The following is a 4451-nucleotide window of genomic DNA, read 5'->3' on the forward strand; positions in this document are numbered from 1 at the left end:
CGAGGGCTATGCTCTCGGCGGCTACGCCGCTGCCCTGACCAAGAAGATCGGCATCGTCGTCACCATCAACATCACCTATTCGGACCCCTACAACACGGCGCGCGCCATCGTCTCGCTGGACCATCTCAGCCGCGGACGAACGGGCTTGAACGTCGTCACCGGCGTCGCCGGCACCGATGCTTCCAAGAACTTCTCACGCGAAGAGCATCCGCTGGCGGCCGAGAAATACGCCCATGCAGACGAATTCCTCCAGGTCTTCAATGCGCTGACGAACAGCTGGGAGCCTGACTGGCTTGTCGACGACCGGGAACGCGGCATCTTCCTCGACCCTGCGAAGGGCCATCGCATCGATCACGAGGGCAGGTTCTTCTCCGTGCGCGGCCCCTTGAACATCCCCCCACCGCCGCAGGGCAGAATTCCCGTTATTCACGCCGGGACAAGCGACGAATCCTTCGAGCTTGGCGCCAAATATGCTGACATCCGCTTCAGTCCCTATCGCGGTCGCGATTGGAACAAGGCCTATTACAACGAAATCAAGGGTCGCCTGCCGAAGTACGGTCGCACCGAGGCGGATCAGTTCATCCTGCCGGGGTTCACGTTCTTCGTCGACGAGACCACTCGCGCGGCGAAGGCCAAGTATCGGGAAGTTCAGAACTTCACGCTGAACGAATACGCGCCGAAAGCCGTCGTCGGTTTCCTTGGCTTGGAACTCGGCGCTCCTGCGCCGACGGATAAGGTGCTGAGCGTCGTCGACTACGACAGGCTGAAGCGCGAGGCCGCGCAACGCACGCCGAACTTCAACGGGCAGCCCGGACAGGCGGCCGACAAGCTCTGGGCGCTCGAACTCGCGCTGGACGCCTATGGCGACTGGGAGAACGTCACGTTCCGCGACCTGCATAACTACATCGCCAACTTCCCAGGCAATCAGGCCCCGGTGGTCGGCAGCGGTCGCGATGTCGCGGAATGGATTCACGAGCGCTTCGAAAACCGCGAGTTCGACGGCGTGAAGGTGTTTCCGCCCTACTCGCCGCAGCCGCTTGCCGCCTTCGTCGATCTGGTGGTGCCGGAGCTGCAGCGCAGGGGAATATTCCGCACACAGTACGAGACCTCCACGCTCCTCGGCCATCTCGGCCTCGAGAAGAACTGAAAGGGACCCCTATGACAGGCCGCCCAGACGCCTTCGCCACCAACATCATTTCCGCCGCGGACGCGCTTTCGGAGAAATCCTCCGGACGCCATGTGGTCTTCCTCGACGTTCGCTTCAGTCCCAAGCAGCAGGACTTTCGGAGCGATTACGACAACGAGCACATTTCCGGCGCACATCATGTCGATCTCAAGACACAGCTGCAAGGCAAGGGTGGTGGGGTGAACGGCTCGCGCCCCCTGCCCGAGATTGCAGATCTTCAGCGCAATGTGACCCAGTGGGGCATTCGGCCGGAAACGCTTGTCGTGGCCTATAGCGACCGCACGCCTGCCGCGGCAGCACGCGCCTGGTTTGTGCTCAAGTGGGCCGGTTTGCCCGATGTACGATATCTGGATGGTGGTCTTGCCGCTTGGAAAGCCGCCGGCGGGAAAACCGATGGTGAACCGCCGCCGGAGGTCCCCGGCACCTTCACGATCGCCCAGGCGGGTGGGCTACCTACGCTTTCGGCAGACGAGGTCGCTGGATACATCAAGGCGGGCGGACCTGTGTTCGACGCGCGTGGTGGCGCCGAATACGCCGGCGACGGATCCCCGCGCAGCGGTCACATCCCCGGCGCGCGGAGCCTGCCGTCGTCCACGCTTCTCGATGCTGGCGGTCTTGTGTTGAAGCCGAACGAGGTTCGCGCGGTTCTTGACGCCCGCGGCGCCGACAGTGCGGATTATATCGGCGTCTATTGCGGCGGTGGCGTCGGCGGAGCGCTGGAGACGTTGGCGCTTCGATCCGCAGGTATAGACGCACGGCTATTCGTCGGATCGTTCTCGGCATGGTCCGCAGACCCCGACCGAGCTGTCGCGCACGGAAGCGATTGATCCACGCCGCGCCTTTCGTGGTGCACCCCCTTTAGGAGTTTCCATGTCTTCGAAAGAAGCCGGCGCCGTTCGTCGATCGAGCGGCAGGGCGAAGCATGCCCGAATGTTTGCTACCTTTTTCTCGGTTGCCGTGGTTGCCGGCGCATTCTGCTATGCGCTGCGCGGACCGCAGGCGGTTGTCAACAGCATCAGCGATGCGTGGTCGGAGCTGATCGCGCTGGCCGTTGAACTGGTCCTGGGGCTGGTGATCGCGTCCGCAGTCGGCATCCTTGTTCCAAAGAACAAGGTCTCCCGGTGGCTCGGCGAGAATTCCGGGTTTCGAGGCCTTGGCATAGCGACAGCGCTCGGGATGGTGACACCAGGCGGTCCCTATGCCTCGTTTCCGCTCGTGCTCAGCCTTTCAAAAGCCGGCGCGGACACGGGAGCGTTGATCGCGTTTCTCACGGCGTGGGCCGCCAGCAGCGTGAGCCGCCTGCTGATCTGGGAGATCCCCATGCTCGGGCTGGACTTCGCGGTGCTGCGCTTTGTCGTCAGCATTCCACTTCCTTTCGTCGCCGGTTTTCTCGCGAGAGAGATCGCGGCTCGCTACCGCGCTTCGGGAGAGCAATCCCATGCTGGATAGTGGAACCATCATCCTGATCGGCGTCGCGTCGCTTCTCATTGGGTTGATCGCACTTCGGCATCCCGACAGGCTCGGCGAACTGGTGGCAAATGTTCGCAATCAGGCGGGAAGCATTCTCATCAGCCTGCCGTTTGGGCTGCTGATCGCCGCGTTCGTCAGCCGGCTTCTGCCCGCCGAAGTCGTGTCGGCGCTGCTTGGCCGGGACAGCGGATTGCTGGGGGTTATCGTCGCCTCCGCCTTGGGCGGCTTCATCCCCGGCGGCCCGATGGTCGCGTTTCCGATCGCCTTCGCGATGTTCCAGATGGACGCCGGCAGAGCCCAGATGATCGCGCTGCTCACCAGCTGGTCCGTGTTCGCGGTGCATCGCATCCTCACCTACGAACTGCCGTTGATGGGCAGGCGCTTCGTCGTCGTGCGTCTGGCGGCCGCAGCTCCACTACCGTTTCTGGCTGCGGCCCTATCGCTTTCCTTCCACTGATTTAAACGCAAAGGAGATTTCATGTCACCATTTCGATCTCATCCCCTTGGCCGAGCCCTGGCAGTCGCGACGATCGCGCTGATGACGGGCATGACCGGCCTCGCCTCCGCAGAACAGGCGAAGCCGCAGAACTTCCTTCAGACGCATCCTGTCGAGTTTCCGAATGGCACGCTGGCTTATAACGGCGTGACCTATTCGACCGAGGTGGGATATCGCCCGCTGCGGCTCGATATCTATCGCAATCCGAAGACAACGGCCCCGGCACCCGTCATTTTATTCATTCACGGCGGTGCGTGGGAAGGTGGCAACCGCCAGGCTCAAGGGAAGTTCGCCGACTTCCCGTCGGTTCTGGCAGACCTCGCGGCGAAGGGTTATGTCGTGGCATCAGCGGAACATCGCCTCAGCGGCGAGGCACCCTTTCCGGCCCCTTATGACGACGTTCAGGCTGCAATTCGTTTCCTGAAAGACAACGCCACATCGTATGGAATCAATCCGGAAAAGTTCGGCATTTGGGGAAGCTCGTCCGGCGGACAGCTCGCGGCACTTGCCGCCGTCGCCTGCAACTCGAATACGCTTACTCGCGTCAGAGACAAGACGCCCACTACGTCCACCTGCGTGAACACCGCAGCCATCTGGAACGGCGTGTTTGATTTCAAGGCGATGGAACCAGCCCCTACGCCCGCTCAGAACGGCCACCCTCGCTCACGCCTGCTGGAATGCAATCCGGGCTATTGCACCAACACCGTTCTGGAGACGGCCAGCCCGATTTCCTATGTGGATGCCCACGCACCGTCCTTCTTCCTGGCTCACAGCCGCGACGATAAGGTCGTTCCCTTCGCGCAATCGACTGAATTCGAAAAGAAGCTAAAGGAGAATGGCGTGGCCGTATCCACGTACTATGTGGAAGGCCTGCAGCACGGTTTCGTCTCGGATGATCCGAAAGTGACGAAGGAAGCGGGCGAAGAGCTTTTGAAGCGAACGGTGGAATACTTCGACCACACCCTCAAATGACCGCGCGATCGGTTTCCTGTCTGGGCATGGCGCTAACCTCGTCCTGCTCGGACAGCTACCCACCGGGTGTTCGGGCAAACCCAATACCGACCAACCACTTCCGTTGAAGCAAGAATGAAGCAGTTCCTGAAATCCACACATTGCCGTCTCTGTGCAGCAAGCATCCTACTCTTCATTTTGGCGGCGGCGGCCGTTTCCAGCCCGTTTCAAATACCGGACTTCGTCTCGGCCGTTCTCATCGCCCTCGGCGTGGTGCTTCTCATATACAATTTCGGGCGTTTCGACGCCCGGCCAAGGGCCCACGGCACACACCTCACGTCCTGCAGG

The 4451-nt window shown here is 61.7% G+C and carries 6 protein-coding genes; all 6 read left to right on the top strand.

Annotated features, from left to right (window positions below):
- A partial coding sequence (locus B3605_RS16925; RefSeq protein WP_296435172.1) for an NtaA/DmoA family FMN-dependent monooxygenase occupies positions 1-1147 on the top strand: 1147 nt, incomplete at its 5' end.
- 11 nt (positions 1148-1158) lie between these two features.
- On the top strand, positions 1159-2013 hold the full coding sequence (locus tag B3605_RS16930; RefSeq protein ID WP_112945657.1) for a sulfurtransferase: 855 nt from the start codon (positions 1159-1161) through the stop codon (positions 2011-2013).
- Between the two features lie 103 nt (positions 2014-2116).
- Entirely contained in the window at positions 2117-2635 is a 519-nt protein-coding gene (locus B3605_RS16935; RefSeq protein WP_296435173.1) for a permease, read from the top strand.
- The gene (locus B3605_RS16940; protein WP_296435174.1) at positions 2625-3113 is read left to right on the top strand and encodes a hypothetical protein; all 489 of its coding nucleotides are present in this window, start codon (positions 2625-2627) and stop codon (positions 3111-3113) included. The genes B3605_RS16935 and B3605_RS16940 overlap by 11 nt, the downstream gene beginning before the upstream one ends.
- 90 nt (positions 3114-3203) lie before the next feature.
- On the top strand, positions 3204-4124 hold the full coding sequence (locus B3605_RS16945; protein WP_296435175.1) for an alpha/beta hydrolase: 921 nt from the start codon (positions 3204-3206) through the stop codon (positions 4122-4124).
- 114 nt (positions 4125-4238) lie between these two features.
- The coding region (locus tag B3605_RS16950; RefSeq protein WP_296435176.1) for a hypothetical protein at positions 4239-4451 on the top strand (213 nt) is incomplete at its 3' end.

It is taken from the genome of Rhizobium sp. UBA1881 (assembly GCF_002338015.1).
In the GTDB taxonomy this organism is placed as follows: Bacteria; Pseudomonadota; Alphaproteobacteria; order Rhizobiales; family Rhizobiaceae; genus Rhizobium.